The sequence below is a fragment of the Photobacterium sp. GB-36 genome, assembly GCF_003026135.1.
Classification (GTDB): domain Bacteria; phylum Pseudomonadota; class Gammaproteobacteria; order Enterobacterales; family Vibrionaceae; genus Photobacterium.
This window is the reverse complement of the sequence record NZ_PYNY01000027.1, coordinates 1-17809: the sequence shown is the minus strand read 5'-3', so window position 1 is coordinate 17809 and position 17809 is coordinate 1. Positions and strand designations below refer to the sequence as shown.

The 17809-nt window shown below is 40.2% G+C and carries 9 protein-coding genes; 2 read left to right on the top strand and 7 right to left on the bottom strand.

All coding sequences use genetic code 11. The features are described from left to right. Positions 1-261: 261 nt before the first annotated feature. Positions 262-957 carry a MaoC family dehydratase gene (locus tag C9J46_RS18200; RefSeq protein WP_107206659.1) on the bottom strand — a complete coding sequence of 232 codons (696 nt, stop codon included), beginning with the start codon at positions 955-957 and terminating at the stop codon, positions 262-264. A 349-nt stretch (positions 958-1306) separates the two neighbouring features. On the opposite strand from C9J46_RS18200, the gene C9J46_RS18195 reads away from it, so the two are divergent. Then, entirely contained in the window at positions 1307-3022 is a 1716-nt protein-coding gene (locus tag C9J46_RS18195) for a choice-of-anchor I family protein (RefSeq protein ID WP_107291332.1), read from the top strand. 88 nt (positions 3023-3110) lie between these two features. On the opposite strand, the gene C9J46_RS18190 is transcribed toward C9J46_RS18195, so the two are convergent. Genes C9J46_RS18190 through C9J46_RS18165 form a run of 6 tightly spaced genes read right to left on the bottom strand, consistent with a single transcriptional unit; the run spans position 3111 to position 11158 of the window. Next, positions 3111-5234: a type I secretion system permease/ATPase gene (locus C9J46_RS18190; protein WP_107206657.1), complete on the bottom strand. Its 2124-nt coding sequence runs from the start codon at positions 5232-5234 to the stop codon at positions 3111-3113. Between the two features lies 1 nt (position 5235). Next, positions 5236-7164 carry an EAL domain-containing protein gene (locus C9J46_RS18185; protein ID WP_107291331.1) on the bottom strand — a complete coding sequence of 643 codons (1929 nt, stop codon included), beginning with the start codon at positions 7162-7164 and terminating at the stop codon, positions 5236-5238. A 13-nt stretch (positions 7165-7177) separates the two neighbouring features. Next, positions 7178-7831: a transglutaminase-like cysteine peptidase gene (locus C9J46_RS18180; RefSeq protein WP_107206655.1), complete on the bottom strand. Its 654-nt coding sequence runs from the start codon at positions 7829-7831 to the stop codon at positions 7178-7180. Between the two features lie 15 nt (positions 7832-7846). After that, positions 7847-8437, bottom strand: a complete 591-nt coding sequence (locus C9J46_RS18175; protein ID WP_107291330.1) for an OmpA family protein — start codon at positions 8435-8437, stop codon at positions 7847-7849. 11 nt (positions 8438-8448) lie between these two features. After that, positions 8449-9753 carry a TolC family outer membrane protein gene (locus tag C9J46_RS18170; RefSeq protein ID WP_369917486.1) on the bottom strand — a complete coding sequence of 435 codons (1305 nt, stop codon included), beginning with the start codon at positions 9751-9753 and terminating at the stop codon, positions 8449-8451. Positions 9754-9763: 10 nt separating this feature from the next. Continuing rightward, positions 9764-11158, bottom strand: a complete 1395-nt coding sequence (locus tag C9J46_RS18165) for an HlyD family type I secretion periplasmic adaptor subunit (RefSeq protein WP_107206652.1) — start codon at positions 11156-11158, stop codon at positions 9764-9766. Between the two features lie 421 nt (positions 11159-11579). On the opposite strand from C9J46_RS18165, the gene C9J46_RS18160 reads away from it, so the two are divergent. Beyond that, a partial coding sequence (locus C9J46_RS18160; RefSeq protein ID WP_146144670.1) for a retention module-containing protein occupies positions 11580-17809 on the top strand: 6230 nt, incomplete at its 3' end.

Sequence of the window (17809 nt, the reverse complement as noted above, 5' to 3'; positions counted from 1 at the left end):
TCAACTTGTGTAACAACATCATAAGTGATGAAGTAACCCACAAGTAGAATAAGAGGAAGAAATTTAAACCACTTTTTCATTTTAATATACCGATAGTAGAGATAGCTTCTCACCATACCATGCAAAAATTTACGATAAAGAGCCATTAATGGAAAGTTAGGTTGCTTATGGAGTTCATATTATGACCGTTATTCCGAGGCTAATTTTTATATAAAAAAGCCGAACATTATGTTCGGCTTTGCGACTTATTATTCTTATTTGTTAGAAATAGAGGCGAACAACTGATTCAGCAACACAGCCAGGACGACGACATCCTTCAATTTCAACTGTAATTTCTTGCACAATTTCCAAGCCGCGTTTAATTGGCGTGACGGATTGAATTTTAGTACGAGCACGCACATTTACGCCTGATTTTACAGGATATGGAAAGCGCACTTGGTTTAATCCATAATTCACGGTCATTTTGGCTGTAGGAAATTTTTGATCTTTAGGATCGACACTATCTGTTAATACTGATAATAATGACAGTGTTAAAAATCCATGAGCAATAGTTGTTTTAAAAGGTGATTCTGTTTGTGCGCGCTCTGGATCAGTATGTATCCATTGGTGATCTTCAGTGACATCAGCAAAATGGTTAATACGTGACTGCTCGACTGTTAACCATTCCCCAACATGAATTTCTTCACCTAATGTTGCAGTTAAGGTATTCATTAGCTTTTGAGCTTCAGGGTGCATCTCAATAGGTTCTGGCTTTTCAACTTCTATAGCATTGTCATTGGCGACAGAAACCAAGCTATGATCTTTAACCCATGAAGCAATTTGGCTATTGTTTGCTTTGTTTAAGAACTCAACCCAGTAATCTCGGATTGTTGGTGATAGCCAGTCTTTAAACTCAAACTGGTGATGCGCTAAGTCTTCACGCTTACGTTTGATAAAATCGACTACTTTTTCTTTCATAGAGCATAACCTTCGTTGATATAACCCACTTGTAGGGGGGCACGTATTTTAGCGAGATATTACATCTTCACAAACTTTTTCGTGCTTTGTGTCGCATAAATTAACTCATCCGATGAGTGAATTTTAGTTAAATCAATGAAATAGCGCAATGTATTAATGATAATTCCTTTATTAAGTTACATGCTAGTCAGAAAATTAATAACTAAATTAATGACTTAATAGTATAAGTATTATGTTAGAGAATATTGCACCTTTACTCTTCGTCATAAAAACATCCTTCCATTGTAGTAAAATTTTCATTTTTGTTTGCCAAAGTGTAGTGGTTTTTTATTAATGTTAAGGATCAACTGTGAAAAAACCATTATTTGCTGGGCTATTGATTTCGTCTTTATCTATACCTTTTTCTAACGCTCAGGCTGAAAGTCAATTTGATATACATTTAATTGGACGTGCATTGCTTAATGCTGAATCGCCAGAAGGTGCAGCTGAAATTGTTGCGTACCAGAATAACAAAAAACGAATATTTGCAATTAATGGATCTGGTTCGACATCGACGGTAGAAATTGTTGATATTGCTAATACCCCCTTAAAAAAACTCAAACGAACATCTGAAGGGGTGGTTAATGGTAGTAATTTAAAATCTAGCTATACGATTGATTTAAATAAATATACAGCAGGAAATGCGAATAGTATTGCGATTGCTGAAAAATCAGGATTAGCTGCTGTTGCTATGGCTGCTAATAAAACAGGTGAAAAAGGCGTCATTGCTTTTTATGACATAAGTAAAGACATACCTGCATTTATTAAGAATGTCGAAGTGGGTTATCTACCAGATATGGTGACATTTACACCGGATGAAACCAAAGTTGTCGTCGCCAATGAGGGTGAACCATCAGGGGATTACTTAACCGATCCTGAAGGCTCTATTGGTATTATTAGTATTAATAATGGCAAAGTGGCAGATAAAGCAGAATTACTCGACTTTACTTCTTTTAATGGCAGACAATCAGAACTAGAAAAACAAGGGATGGTTTTTTCTAATCCTAGCGGTCAAACCATTAAGGGCTCGAAAATTATAACAACAGTCGCCCAAGACATAGAGCCTGAATATGTCGCTATATCGAAAGACAGTAAAACTGCTTATGTGTCGTTGCAGGAAAATAACGGTATCGCTATTGTTGATTTAGCGACAAATAAACTCACTTTAAAAGGCCTAGGTTTCAAAGATTGGTCTAAATATAAAATGGATGCATCTGATAAAGATGGCGGCATTAATATGAAGACTTATTCCGGACTCTATGGCATGTTCCAGCCTGACACTCTCGCAAGTTATAGTGTAGATGGAAACAACTATGTCGTTATTGCAAATGAAGGTGATGGTCGCGAATATTTCTTTGATGCGAAAGATAAGGAATCATGTAAAGCACAAGGCGGAGTAGATTTTGACAAGAAAAAGGGCTGTGTGTCTTTTGTTAATGATATTCGCGCAAAAAAATTAATGCTTGCTGATAATTTTAATTATTTAAAAAATGATGAATCGGATATAGGTCGTCTTAAAGTTAATCCTCAGTTAGGTGATAAAGATGGCGATGGTAAGTATGAAGAGCTATATACCTTTGGCGGACGTTCTTTTTCTATTTTAGATAGTCAAGGCAAGATGATTTTTGATTCGGGCGATGAGATTGGACAACTCACCGCTAAAATTCACGGTAAAGCATTTAATAATGATGAAGATGAAAATGCAGGTGATGCGCGTTCTGACGCTAAAGGTGCTGAACCTGAAGCGTTAACCGTCGGAAAAGTGGGTGACAAGACATATGCTTTTGTTGGTTTAGAGCGCATGGGTGGGGTAGTTGTTTATGATATTACAGAACCACGTAAAGCGCATTATGTCGATTATTTCATTAATCGTGGTGTTGTAGAAGGTGAAGCGATCACGGGTGATTTGGCACCTGAAGGCATGACATTTGTGGAAGCAAAAAACAGCCCAACTCAAAAGCCGTTAGTGATTATTGGTAATGAAATTTCTGGCAGTATTGCGGTATGGGAAATTTCAACTAAGTAATTGTTAATAAATAAAAACGCCGATATCTTTTTTATTATATTAAGATATCGGCGTTGATGTGTAACTTAATTAAACAAGATGACGGTTATTATTGCTCTGATTTTGGCTGGCTTACATTACCTTCACGGAGTGACTTCAACACGGCATCTTTTGGACCATCGGCGACAATGCGTCCTTGCTCCATAACAATAAGTCGATCAACAATATCAAGCATACTGGTTTTATGAGTGATTAAAATCAGTGTTTCTTCTGGGGTCATATTAGTCAGTTGACGTTTTATATACATTTCAGAGCGGTTATCCATACTACTCGTTGGTTCATCCATAATCATAACGGGTGGGTTAGATAAGAATGCACGCGCAATCGCAATTGCTTGTCGTTGACCACCGGAAATAGCATGACCACCTTCACCAATTTGTTTTTCTAAACCTGCGGCATCGTGTTGTGTAAAGGCTGTCACGCCAGCACGCTCTGCTGCTAATAATATTTCATTATCACTGGCTAACGGGCGCCCCAATGTAATATTGTCACGAATCGAGCCAAAGAATAATGTGATATCTTGTGGAACACAGCCAATATTCCTACGGATATCAATATGATGAAGTTGATTAATATCAGTATCATCAATTAAAACAGAACCTTCTGTTGGTCTATATAGCCCCATTAACAAACGTTCTAAGCTTGTTTTACCAGAACCAATACGACCAATAATTGCCACTTTTTCACCAGGATTAATGGTGAGGTTAATATTTTTTAGCGCGGCATGTGTTGCATTGGGGTAAGCAAAGGATACATTATCAAATTCAATTTTTCCGCGAATAACAGGGCGATGAATGTAACGTTTGCCGTCTTCTTGCTCTAGTGGCATAGCCATCAATTGTTCAATTACCGTCATTGCTGATTTTGCTTGGTTATAACGGGTAGAAAGCAGGGCAAGTTGTACCATTGGACCAACCGCACGTCCACTTAACATGGTTGAGGCTATCAAACCACCCATAGTGAGGTCGCCATTGGCAATTAAATACACGCCTACCACAATCATTGCGACAGAAACGAACTGCTGTAAGAAACCTGCGGTATTTTGTACAGAGTCTGTTAAACGACGTGATTTTAAACTCCAGTTAGACATATGCGCGACAGCTTCTTCCCAACGGTATTGGAATTGGCTTTGTGCGCCAAACATTTTAACTGTTTCTAAACCTGATAGGCTTTCGATGAGGTTGGCATGTTTTTGCGAAGAAAGACGTGAGCCTTCTTCAATACTTTTTCGAAGTGGGCGTTGGATAAAGAAGCTATACGCCACTAATATGAGTACAGCAATCAAAGGTACTAATGCTAAAGGCCCTGCCATTATGTAGATGATCAGTAGGAATAGCAGAGCAAAAGGTAAATCGATTAATGAAGATACGGTTGCCGAGGTAAAGAACTCTCGAATAGATTCAAACTCTTGTAAGTGGCGAGCAAACGCACCAACAGAAGCTGGTTTTGCTTCCATACGAATACCCATCACACGGCTAAATATTTTTGCTGATATTAATATATCTGATTTTTTACCAGCAAGATCGATGAAATAGCTTCTCAGCAATTTTAATATCAAATCGAAGACAAAAATAACCGTAATACCAATGGCTAGCACCCATAATGAATCAAACGCTAAATTAGGTACAATTTTGTCATACACTAAGCGAGTGAAAAGGGGAGCGGCGATGGCAAATATATTGATAAGAATTGAGGCTATCAATACATCACGGTAAATATTACGAGATTCCCATAAGGTACTCCAAAACCAGTGGCCATCACGCGTTTTTAAAATTTCAGGCGAGCGTTCATCGTAGCGGAAGCGCTTTTTGACTAAAAATAACCGGCCCGTGTATTGCGCATTTAATTCATTCAATTTGATCCATTGTTCACTACCTTCATTTTGTGGCAGGACAACTTCGGCTTCACCTTTTTCTTTATCAATACTTAAAACGACACATGCGTCTCCACCTTTAAGTAGAGCGATGACAGGAAATAGAAGAGAAGAGATACTCTTCAATTCCATTTTTGTTTCTTTGGCTTGCAGTCCTGCTTTTTCTGCTGCGCGAGGAAGAAGAAAAGGAGAAAGTAAACCATCAGTTAATGGTAAATCTGCCACGAGAGCATCTGGTGAATTTGCTTGACCATAAAAACGGCTGACATATACGAGTGACTGAAGTAAAGGATCTTTCATTTTAATTCTCGTGATTCAATTGATCAGTAACAAAACCTTGGAACCCGAGGATATCCATCGCAACTAATTTATCTTTTTGCTCAGCCGTTTCTACGCGTGTTGCAATTGTGGTGACAGAAAGGTTATTGGCCGTACGTGTGATAGATTGAAGTACATCCGTTTTTATCTGATCATCGAGTTGTGAAGTATAAGCAAAATCTAATTTAACGTAGTTTGGGCGGAGACGATTTAAATAACCAGCTGAGCTAAAGTTATGCCCGTAATTATCAATACCAAAGCGGAAGCCATTTTGATGAATGATTTCACACAGTAAAGATACATTGTCAATTTGCTTAATAAAGCAAATTTCAGGTAATTCGAATAAAACACGATCTTTAATTTGCTGTGAACTTTGGAGCTTGCTGTTTAACCAACGAATGAAACCCGTATCGTTAATACTGCTTTGTGTAATGTTAATCGCAATAGGAACAGAGGTTGGATTTCTCTCTATATCGCTAAATAATGCATCAACGATGTAGCGGTCAAAATTAGCACCTTCATTTAGTTGTTCTATCGCAGATAAAAATTGACCGGCATTAAAGCGCTGGTTGTCTTTTTGAATGTAAGCGAAAGCTTCTTTATGCAGTATTTTATTGCCAACATTGATCGCTTTTTGGAATGTGAAGTGGATAAGCTTATTGGCGATAGCTTCATCAACCAGTGCTTTCCATTGTTGCTTACCTAATGATGCCGTTTCTTTCTTCTCATGAGATTCAATCAGCACGAGTGGTTCTTTAGGCTCTTGTCGTGCTTTGTTTAACGCATTATCAGCACTGGCTAATAATGTAGAGATTGTTTCATTGTCTGAACAAATCACAATGCCGACAGCAGCATGTAATGGTGCTATGCCTAATGGATCTGAATTAAGTTCTGAAGTCATGTTAAGCATTTTTCGACCAGTTTCGATAAGTTCTTCTTTGGTCGCGTTAGGAGATATTAAAGCAAACTCTGATTGGTTTAGACGTGCAATGGTTACATCGTCATTCGACAGTTCTTTTAAGCGAGAAGAAACTTTTTGAACTAATTGGTCACCAGCTTCATAGCCGGATTGAGTATAGCTATCTTCAATATCATCTGCTTTCAATAACGCCATACCGCCACTTGGTTTGTGAGATAGCCAGGTGTTAATTTTTGATAGGAGATAACTACGGTTAGCCAAACCTGATACAGGGTCTTGATAAGCACGAATACGAAGGTTGTCTGCCTCTTGTGCTTGCTGTTCAAAGTGACTTTGAAGTTGTTGGTTCATTGAGTTAAAAGCGGTAACCACATCAGCTAGATCGCGGGTGAGAGGCATTGGAAGAGAAGATGTGAAATGCTGTGATGCCATCTCTTTTGCACTATTTTGGATCTGTTTTAACGGTTGTAATACTTTATTGAGAACAAGCGATAAAACTATTGCACCTAAAACTGAACATATAACGAAACCTAGCATGAGCTGCACGGTAGCTTTCCACAATTGTTGGTAAGCTGTGGCTGGGCTACTTGTTACTGTAAGGTTTGCAAGTTGCATCCAACCACTTGCCAGTGTTGTTGATTGCGTTATCGGTTCAATATTAATGAGGCTTTGGAACCAGCTAGGTACACCAGCAACCTTCTGAGGATACTGACGAACGATTTTCTTGTCGGAATCTAAGAGCTCAAGTTTAACTTCACTGTAAAAACTTGAGTCAAACGTTGCGCTTATCACTGATTCTGCAGCAACCATGTCTTTATTTTCAAGGTAAGGAGACAGGGCAAAACCAACAGAGCTTATTGCATTTGTTAACTCTGTTGATTGCTGGTGAACAAGATAGTCTTTTGTAGTACTGAATTGGATTGCAAAGACCGCACTGATAAATGCGAAAAATACAACCAGCATCCATAGTAAAAGCTGTCGATAAAGTGTCATTGATGTTCACTCGTTAATAAGTATTTTTAGGGCGGTGTAGTATTATTTTATTAGAACGATCACGGAGGTCGTTCCATAGGCTAAGACGTGACGCTTTTCCTGCGACTTGGCTTTGCCCTCTATTTTTCATTAGCCACAACTTGCTACCATTAAAGCTGTAAATCGGTAGTAAATCTTTTCGTTGTGTTGCAGGTGAAATTTCACCTTTTAAGTTATCTAAAATTAGAGGTACAGAGGAGGGAGTAGGGTAGTAAGCGACAACCATGTGGAATTGATTCAGTTCTAAAGCTTTTACGTAAATTAATCGCAGCTTTTTATCTGGTATACCCAGTTCTCTTAATGCTTGGTATTTGGCGATACTAAAATCTTCACAATCACCGGCACCTGCACCTACAAATTCATAAGGTGTGGCCCAGTAATCTTCTTTACCCCATAACTTCTCATCACTGATAAAAACAAATTGATTGAAAAAGTTATTAACAGCTTTCAGTTTTTGCTGTTCACTTAAGTGTTGTGAATTTTGGATGAGTGCTCGCCACGCAGTCGCTCGTTTCCCAGCTCTTTCTCCGTAAAAGTGTTCTATTTTTGCGATCTGTTGCTTGTTCGTGGCAGCGAATACATTCACTGCCACGACTAAACACAGAGCCCAGAAGATTATTTTTTTCAACGTGGATTCTATTTATTAATTTTCACGAACAGTATAGATACTCCATTCTTTCACAACGTTACCTTGAGATCCAACAACTTGAGCGACAACGCGACGGCTAAGTGCGTTACTTTCTTCAACATCTGACGCTTTCACAGGATCGCTATCACCAAAACCAATAGTTTTAATGCGAGACGGTGCAACCCCTTCAGTGATCAGTGCTTGTCGAATAGCTGCAGCACGGCGCTTTGATAACGCAACATTGTATGCCGCGTTACCAACTGGACTCGCATACCCTTTTAGTTCAATGTGTGTTTTTGGGTATTTGGCTAAAAATTCACTCATATTGCTAATGTTTTCCATATAGCTTTCAGGGATTTCTGCAGAGTCATTAGCAAATAATACGTGAATATTATTCTCTTCTGAATTTTTAACATATGTAGGACAGCCATCGTTATCTACGACGGCATCTATAGGCGTATCAGCACAGCGGTCACGCTGATTGATCACACCATCACTATCTGCGTCAAACAGATCTTTTGTTTGCTTTGCAATAGGAGGCTGCGGTACAGAGAGTGAACAACCAAGTAAAGAAAAAGACAGTAAAACCGTGATTACGTATTTCATTTTTAATCCTTTTATTTAACAGACTTTGCCCAAGTTTCTGGGATCTCAACGCGCATCTCATCAAGGATTAGACCGGTTGCATTAAGAACACGGTATTTTGCTAAAATACCATCATATTCAGCTGCTAAATAAGCTTTACGTGCTTCAAATAATTCGTTTTCGGTGTTGAGTACATCCAGTAATGTACGCTGACCAATCTTAAACTGTTTTTCATATGCGATAACGGTACGTGCAGAGGCATCAACGTGCTCTTGCAAGAACAGTTTTTGTTTTTTCGCTAAATCTAGTGCGCTCCAAGATAGGCGAGTACCTTCTTCTAACATGTGGTGAGCACGATCACGAATGTCTTTAGATTTGTTAATTTGGTATGCAGCACGACGAGATTTTGCTACATCACTGCCACCGTTATACAGGTTATAGCGCATTTTTAGCATGGCTTTTAGCTCATCAGTTTTACCTTCAGAGCCATTTAAGTCATCTCCCCATTCTTGTGATGCTTCTATACTAAATGATGGGTAGAACGTACCTTTTGCTTGCTTGTACTGATATTCAGCAGCGTCAATGTCATTTGAGGCAACGTGTACCACAGGGTTATTTTTCTTCGCTTTTTCTAATGCATCATCTAATGATTTTGGTAGGTAGTTCACGTCAACTTCAGGCTTTACAAGATCTTTAGGATACTGGCCAACGATACGTACAAACTGGGTGATCTTGTCTTGCAAATTGCTTTGTGCTGCCAGTAGATTTGTATTAGAACTGGCTAAACGGCCTTCGACTTGTGCTAAGTCAGCTGTTGATCCAATACCTGAGTCTGCACGTTTTTTAATGTCTGAATACATTTTTTGATGAACTTTAAGGTTTGATTCAGACAAAGCGAGTACATCTTGAGCATGAAGCACATTTAGATATGCTTCTGTGCTTTTTAATGCTTTGTCTTGTGCATCAGACAGTAATTGATAACGCTCTGCTTCTGTTTCTGACTTATTACGTTGAATATCGTTGTACGTAATCGAGCCATCCCAGATTAGCTGTCGAATGTTGATTTTCGCATTACGAGGTTTATATTCACCAGAAGGGCTTTTCGCTTTGTAATCGTCATAGCCAACACCCGCTTCAAGATCGACACTTGGTAGGTAGTCACCTTTTGAAGCATTGATCAATTGATGCTTACTTTGGAACTCATTGTAGGCACTTTTAATCTCTGGATTACTTGAGAGCGTTTCAGCTACAGCTTGTTCCAATGATTGCGCCATTACAGGCGCAGCCATACATTGAAGACCGATGAGAAGAGTAATTTTTTTTAATTTATATTTCATAGTCACTTCATTATTCTCTTAACGCGGTATGTCGCGCTTTGAGTATTGGTTTAAGAAGGTAGTCAAGTACAGAGCGTTTTCCTGTAATGATATCAACGGTGGCTGTCATACCGGGTATAATCGGTAAAGCTTCGCCATTAGGTCCCTTTAAACTACTCGCATCAGTACGAATTCTGACTTGATAGAAACTATTGCCTTCTTTATCTTGGATTGTATCTGCACTGATTGTTTCCAATGTTCCATGTAAACCACCATAGCTAGTAAAATCATAGGCACTAAACTTAATAATTGCAGGTAGATTTGGTCGTAGAAAGCCAATATCTTGCGGTGCTATTTTAGCTTCTATGAGCAAGGTATCTTCCGTTGGAACAATTTCCACAAGTGGCATGCCTGGTTGAATAACACCACCTACAGTATTGACATATATTTTTTGAATTGTGCCAGTTACCGGTGAAACCACGGTTGTTCGTTTAACACGATCTTCTAAACCAATTTGGGTTTCACTTAAGCTCCCTAATTTGTCACTGGTTTCATTTAGTTGTGCTTGAATATCTGAACGGAACTGTAATGCAATATCAATGTACTTAAAGCCAGCTTCTTGAATCGCTGCTTGCGTGACAGGGATTTGCATTTTTGCAGAGTTTAAATCACGTTTCGTATCGTTGAGTGACCGTTGTAACTTCAGTAATTCTATCCGTGGTACAACACCTTCCTCAGCTAATGGTTTCGTAATATTGTATTCTTTTAGAGCAATATTGTAGCTGTTACGTAAGTTGCTGACTCGAGATTGTGTTTCAGCCAACTCTCTTTCTTTTTGCGATGCTTGCTCAGAAGCAACAGAAAGCTGGTTTTGTAGGTTATTTAATTTGTCTGTAAATTGATTGAGCTGCCGACGAACTAATGCTGAATGTGCTTTTTTAAATGTATCATCAAAAACAGGTGGTTTACGTTCAATCGTGACACTATTTCGCCAATGCGTATTATCGGCTTTGTTGCTCACTGTAACGCTCGCAAGTAACGCATTTAAACGTTGGGAGTCTGCTTGCATAGAAGCTAAGCTTTGTGTTTTTTCTTTAAAATCGGATTTAAATTGCGTGTCATCAATTAATAATAGTGTTTGACCTTTCTTTACTTGTTCACCTTCTTTAACAAGCACTTTTTTGACAATACCACCTTCCAGGTTTTGAACGACTTGAAGTTGAGATGACGGAATAACTTTTCCGCTACCGGTGGTCACTTTATCTAACTTGGCAAAGTAAGCCCAAATGAAAGCCGTGACAAAGAATAAGATCATTACCCACAGAATAACACGAGCGCTTTTAGGGGTATTAAGCAACAATGCTGCTGATTTATCATCCACATACTCTAGGTTGTCTGCTGAAATAGAAGTGTTTTTCTTGTTCATTAGTTGTCCGCGTTAGATGCTCACTAAAGGGAAATGCTGACCGACGTCCATGTATTTTGTTATTTAAAATGGTCGTTCGCATTACAGTTTTTATACTATTTACTGTATGCTATCAACACTAGTATCATTAAGTTTGCAGGGCATTTTTTCGCTCTTATTTGTTCTTAATTGGTATTTATTATTGATATTTCTATGAAGTATGTTACAAAAGCTTGCAAAATCATAGTTGAATAATAAGAATTTTTAGCTAAATATGTCGTCAAATTATTGACGATATGTTTTTTTAAATCAATTAAAAAAATACCGTTTTTAATAGAAAACCTCTATCGATTATAAAAACATCAATTGGTGGTGCGTAACATGTTCTGTATGACTGGGATCGTTACTATCAAATTGAATAAACAAAAAAGGTTAAGAGAGTATGACTACCATTGATAATAAGAATTTAGGCATGATCAAGCTTGTGAATGGAGACGGCTTTATTCTTAAGGCTGGTGATAAAGTTCAGCCAATTATTGATGAGCATACTCTTCAACCTGATGAAATCGTTGTTACTAATGGTAACGCTAAATTTATTATTAACAATAATGGCGTTGAGCAAGTCATTAATCAGACATGCCCAACTTGCGTAGTAACAACGCCTGTAGGTGTTAAAGCAACGGATCTTAATAACAAAATCGCGTTTAATCATGAGGGAGCGGAACATACAACTTTCGCTTCTGACGACATTGATGCAATTCAAGCTGCGATTTTAAACGGTCTGGATCCTACTCAACTTTTTGAAGCACCTGCGGCTGGTAATGAATCTGCAGGTAATGTAGGCCTTAATGGATCATCTTCTGCTGCAAGTTTTATAACGATTAATTACGATAACGATGCACTTTTAGCTGAAGCTGGCTTCGATACGGCTTATGATCCAAGTCGAAATATAGATAACCTAGATCCACGGGCTATTTTAGTTCCTGATGGTGGCGAACTAGGCTCATTACTTATTACTGAGGGTGATCTCAGTGATAATACCTATCCTGTTGTTTCTTCGACATCTATTTTTGTAGAAGCGGCAACGCTTCCTCTTGATACTTCATCGTTTGTATTTGATCCTCTCACCATCAATAATGTTTTAAATGAATTAAACAGTGAGATCACATCAGGCGGTCAGGCTGTTACTTTTGTCTACGATAAAGTAACGAATATGATCATCGGTACTCTCGATGGTCAACCTGTTATGTCTATTGCATTAGAAGCAACGTCAGAAAATGGGCGTGATGTAACGGTGACAGTAACCACAACGATTAATCAGCCACTTGACCACTCTGGTGATAATGTTTCTGGCTTAGTCAATCGTGATGGCGATCAAATCAATATTGATGTTGCTATTCAAGCAACAGATAGCAGTGGTAATGCATTAGATAAGCCAATTAATGTTGAGATTGGTGTTATCGACGGTGCAAATCCCGAATTTGGTACTGATACCGGCGTGACAATTAATGAAGGCACTCAAGCTGATCAGGTTATTGACGGAAAGGTTCCACTTGATGTTGGTTCTGATGCAATCGCAACCATTCATTTTAATGCTGAACAAGCAGGCTTAACGGCAATTACAAGTAATGGTCGAGAAACAACGTTTACCGTTGATGGTAATGTTTTAACTGTTTTAGATTCATCTTCGCAACCTGTGATGGTGGTGACCATTGCGAATGATGGTACCTACACTGTAAAAGTGACTGGGCCTATTGACCAAAACAGTGACGATATCGCGAATATTAAATTAGATGTTACTGCGACAGATAAAGACGGTGATACCGCTCAAGGTGAGTTAAATATCACCATAAATGATGGCACTGATGCTGCGGGTGGGGAACGCGTTTCTATTACATTAACGGAAGGTGATATTGACGTTGATGGGAGCGGTACAAGCACGGGTGGCGCAGATACCACTTATCCAGTAGAAAAAACCGGTGAGCTTACGCTGGTTGCGGGGGAAGATCGCCTCGATCCAACCACCGTTGCCATTGATGCGACGCAGCAAGCGGATTTAATTAAAGAGCTAAACGCAGAGCTTACATCTGGTGGCAAACCATTAACCTTTACGATTGACGCTAATGGTAACTTAGTCGGTACCATTGCGGGTACTGATACAGTTGCCGTACGAGTTGAATTAATCCCAACGCAAGTGGGTCAAAACGTTAACGTCGAAATTCAAATCATTCAAGAATTACCACTTGATCATAACCCTTCTGGAAATTCACAAGGTTTTGTTACTGTGAATGGCAGTAACATTTCAATCAATCTTCCTATTCAAGCAAAAGACACTGATGGTGATTTTCTTGAAAAACCTGCGCAAGTAGATATCACGATCAATGATGGTGATAATCCTGTTTTTGGTATTGATCTTGGAACAGAAAATCCAATTAATGAGACCGATGATCTAGGTAAAGTTGTCGATGGGAAAATCCCCCTTAATATTGGCTCAGACGAAATATCTCACATTCACTTTGATGCTGAACAACCAGGCTTAGCGAATATTACGAGTGATGGCAAACCTGTTACTTTTTCTGTTTCAGGTAATACCATTAACGTCGTTGATGCTGAAGGCAAGCCTGTAATGACTGTTACTATCGCTAATGATGGTAGCTACAAAGTTATTGTAGAAGGCGAGTTGGACCAAGATAGTCTTAATATTGCGAAAATAGAATTAAACGTCACAGCAACAGATAAAGACGGCGATACCGCACAAGGCCAATTAAATATTCAAGTAGAAGACGGTGCAATTGCCGGTGGCGGTGAGTCTGCAAGTATTACGATTACAGAAGGGGATTTAACCCCAGAAGGTAATGAAGTCGGGTATCCCGTTTCAGCAAGTACTTCTTTAACGATTACCGCTGGTGCTGACCGATTAGACCCAAGCTCGATTACGATTGATGAGAAACAACTCGAGGCTTTAAAAAATGAGCTTACAACAGAGCTTAGTTCTGACGGTAAGCCATTAACATTTACTTATGATGTAGCAACGGGCGTATTAACCGGAAGCGCAAATGGTGCAACTGTTGTTAGCGTAACATTGACAGCCCTTCAAGCAGCGAATGGTAAAGATGTTGATGTAAAAGTTACCATGACTCAGTACGGACCATTAGATCACAATGGTAATGAGATCGATGGTCTAGTCGCTAACCATAATGATCAAGTTGTTATCGATTTACCTATTCAGGTGAAAGATACCGATGGTGATTGGTTAAAAGATCCTGCAACCGTTGATATTACCGTTGTCGATGGCGAAATCCCTGCTTTTGGTGTGGATAGCAAAGCGACCTTAAATGAAGGTAAGGATGGCATTGCAACCGGTATGGGGAATATTGCTGTTGATAGCGGTAGTGATCAGGTCGTTAAGGTTACGTTTGAGGCGAACCAAGACTCCCTTAATGGTTTAACCAGTAATGGTCATGCTACAACTTATTCACTGAGTGCTGATGGCACTACGGTGACGGTGGTATTAGCGAGTGATCCATCGCAAGTGGTAATGGAAGTGACTATTGATATCAATGGTCATTACGTTGTAACGCAAAAACAACCTATCGATCAGGTCGATGATACTGCAGCTGATAATGAGAACATTGCTTTATCTGTTGTGGCAGAAGATAGAGATGGTGACGTAAGCAAGCCAGGTAATATTGAGATTACTATTCATGATGGTGCCAATGCATCAGGTAATGAGCAAGGAGCTATTACTATTACAGAAGGTGATTTAACACCTGAAGGTAATGAGCAAGGTTACCCAGTAAGTGGTAATACAACCATAGCTATTGCTGCGGGGGTTGATCGTCTTGATCCGACAACAGTGACCGTTGACCAGACACAAGTTAATGCGTTAATCCATGAGTTAACTACTGAACTTACAACAGCAAATGGTACGGCAATTAACTTTAGCTATGATGCTAAAACGGGATTAATTACAGGTACTGCGGGTGGTGAAACGGTATTAACGGTAACTGTGAGCGCGGTTCAAGCGGTAAATGGGCATGATGTTGATATTAACGTGTCTATTACGCAATTTAAGCCACTTGATCATAATGACAATGGCACCGATGGCTTAATTAAAAGCGTTGATGACAAAATTGTTATTGATGTTCCAGTCCAAGTTAAAGATACCGATGGTGATTGGTTAGACAAGCCTGCCAATGTGGATATCACGATTGTTGATGGGGCGAACCCTGAATTTGGTACCGATAAAGGTATCATCATCAATGAAACCACCGACGCTGATAAAGTGATGCAGGGTCAGATCCCGTTAAATGTCGGCTCTGATGATATTCAGACCATCCACTTTAATGCGACCCAAGAGGGCCTAGCCAACATTACTAGCAACGGTCAGCAAACCACGTTTACTGTTAATGGCAATGTATTAACCGTGGTTGATGCAGACTCTAATCCTGTGATGGTAGTGACGATCGCTAATGACGGTACCTATACCGTTAAAGTAACCGGGCCTGTTGACCAAAACAGTGTCGATATTGCTGATATTAAGCTTGATGTTACCGCGACAGATAAAGATGGTGATACGGCTAGTGGTGAACTCAACATCACGATAAAAGATGGTACAGATGCGGCAGGTGGTGAAAACATTGATATCACAATCACCGAAGGTGACCGTGATGTGGATGGTAGCGGCACAAGCACAGGTGGCGCAGATACCACTTATCCGGTCGAGAAAACCGGTGAGCTTACGCTGGTTGCGGGTGAAGATCGCCTCGATCCAACCACAGTTGCCATTGATGCGACGCAGCAAGCGGATTTAATTAAAGAGCTCAACGCAGAGCTTACATCCGGCGGCAAACCATTAACCTTTACGATTGATGCCAATGGTAATTTGGTCGGTACCATCGCAGGTACTGATACGGTTGCCGTACGTGTTGAATTAACCCCAACGCAAGCGGGTCAAAACGTTAACGTCGAAGTTAAAATCATCCAAGAACAACCACTGGATCATCAGGCTTCAGGTAACAGTTCAGGTTTTGTGACTGTCGATGGTGATGACATCTCGATTAAAGTCCCCGTACAGGCGAAAGATACCGATGGCGATTGGTTAGACAAACCTGCCAATGTGGATATCACAATTGTTGATGGTGCGAACCCTGAATTTGGTACCGATAAAGGTATCATCATCAATGAAACCACCGACGCTGATAAAGTGATGCAGGGTCAGATCCCGTTAAATGTCGGCTCTGATGATATTCAGACCATCCACTTTAATGCGACCCAAGAGGGCCTAGCCAACATTACTAGCAACGGTCAGCAAACCACGTTTACTGTTAATGGCAATGTATTAACCGTGGTTGATGCAGATTCTAATCCTGTGATGGTAGTGACGATCGCTAATGACGGTACCTATACCGTTAAAGTAACTGGGCCAGTTGACCAAAACAGTGTCGATATTGCTGATATTAAGCTTGATGTTACCGCGACAGATAAAGACGGTGATACGGCTAGTGGTGAACTCAACATCACGATAAAAGATGGTACAGATGCGGCAGGTGGTGAAAACATTGATATCACTATCACCGAAGGTGACCGTGATGTGGATGGCAGCGGCACAAGCACAGGTGGCGCAGATACCACTTATCCGGTAGAGAAAACCGGTGAGTTAACACTGGTTGCGGGTGAAGATCGCCTCGATCCAACCACCGTTGCCATTGATGCGACGCAGCAAGCGGATTTAATTAAAGAGCTCAACGCTGAGCTTACATCCGGCGGCAAACCATTAACCTTTACGATTGATGCCAATGGTAACTTGGTCGGTACTATCGCAGGTACTGATACGGTTGCCGTACGTGTTGAATTAACCCCAACGCAAGCGGGTCAAAACGTTAACGTCGAAGTTAAAATCATCCAAGAACAACCACTGGATCATCAGGCTTCAGGTAACAGTTCAGGTTTTGTCACTGTCGATGGTGATGACATCTCGATTAAAGTCCCCGTACAGGCGAAAGATACCGATGGCGATTGGTTAGACAAACCAGCCAATGTGGATATCACGATTGTTGATGGGGCGAACCCTGAATTTGGTACCGATAAAGGTATCATCATCAATGAAACCACCGACGCTGATAAAGTGATGCAGGGTCAGATCCCGTTAAATGTCGGCTCTGATGATATTCAGACCATCCACTTTAATACGACCCAAGATAGCCTAGCCAACATTACTAGCAACGGTCAGCAAACCACGTTTACTGTTAATGGCAATGTATTAACCGTGGTTGATGCAGACTCTAATCCTGTGATGGTAGTGACGATCGCTAATGACGGTACCTATACCGTTAAAGTAACTGGGCCTGTTGACCAAAACAGTGTCGATATTGCTGATATTAAGCTTGATGTTACCGCGACAGATAAAGACGGTGATACGGCTAGTGGTGAACTCAACATCACGATAAAAGATGGTACAGATGCGGCAGGTGGTGAAAACATTGATATCACAATCACCGAAGGTGACCGTGATGTGGATGGCAGCGGCACAAGCACAGGTGGCGCAGATACCACTTATCCGGTAGAGAAAACCGGTGAGCTTACGCTGGTTGCGGGTGAAGATCGCCTCGATCCAACCACCGTTGCCATTGATGCGACGCAGCAAGCGGATTTAATTAAAGAGCTCAACGC